2 protein-coding genes are annotated in these 1,178 nt (G+C 32.3%); both read left to right on the forward strand.

What is annotated here, in order from left to right:
• The first annotated feature begins 253 nt into the window (after positions 1-253).
• Positions 254-598 (forward strand): SMR family transporter, encoded by a 345-nt coding sequence (locus ACY3FQ_RS16405; RefSeq protein ID WP_042086420.1) that lies wholly within the window; start codon positions 254-256, stop codon positions 596-598.
• On the forward strand, positions 599-1,156 hold the full coding sequence (locus tag ACY3FQ_RS16410; protein WP_005146114.1) for a TetR/AcrR family transcriptional regulator: 558 nt from the start codon (positions 599-601) through the stop codon (positions 1,154-1,156).
• Positions 1,157-1,178: the final 22 nt, after the last annotated feature.

Raw genomic sequence — 1,178 nt, forward strand, 5'->3', positions numbered from 1 at the left:
ATTTAGTTTAACTTATAAAAATCATGAAACATTGTTCGAATTTTAAGCGTGGAACATAAATAATCAATAAAAAGCCGCTCTGGTGCCTTACTTCCTAGAGCGGCTTAATCTAATATACTGAAATTTAATGATAAATATAAAGTGTTTCATATAAGGTGTATTATGTTAATTTTAGAAAATCTAAAATAATTATTGATAATTTTTTTTGAAAATTTAACATACCTTCAGATTGGTATGTTAGGTATGATTACTTATGAACAGTGTGTTACTCGCTTATGTATTACTTGGATTTGCAATAGTTTCCGAAGTGATTGGAAGTAGTTTTTTAGTTAAATCGGAAGGGTTTACAAAACTTTTTCCAAGCGTGATGGTCCTTATTTTTTTTAGCACGGCATTTTATTTATTATCACAAGTTATTAAAACAATCCCTTTAGGTATCGCATACGCTATATGGGCTGGTGTTGGGATTGTTCTAACTGCTGTAGTTGGCTACTTTGTTTTTAAACAGACACTAGATAATCCTGCTTTAATTGGAATTGGTTTTATCGTATCTGGCGTAATAATTATTAATTTATTTTCGCAATCAGCAGGTCATTAAGTGAAAGAAATTCGGCAACAAAAGAAGCAACCAGAGGTTATTCGAAAGCGCATCCTTGAACAGGCAACTATTCTTGTTTCTCAAAAGGGTATTTCTGGTGTTTCTATTCAAAATATTGCTACAGCAGTAGGTATAACAAAAGGGGGGGTATTTCACCATTTCCCGAATAAAAAAAATTTGATAGAAGAAATGTTCAATCAAATAATTCTTGATTTAGATCAAACAGTTGAATACTTGATTAAACGCGATCCAACAGAATATGGTAAATTCACACGAGCTTATATTCATAGTTCTTTTATCCATCAAATAGATGGGGTGGTTTCTGCTTGGTCAGCGTTATCAATGACTATGATCACAGAGCCTACCTTTAATAAAATTTGGATGGAATGGCTAAAAAATAGATTATCTCAACATGCAGAAACGGATAGTCATCCTGATTTAGAGTTACTTCGTTTAGCAGCAGATGGGTTGTGGCTACAAAGTATTACCGGAGTCATTGATGATGAGCAATGTTCAAAATTAGAAGACGATCTGCTTAATCGAACCTATTTAACATAAAATCTCTTATTCGCAATTTTAA

It is taken from the genome of Acinetobacter sp. AB03 (assembly GCF_058107045.1).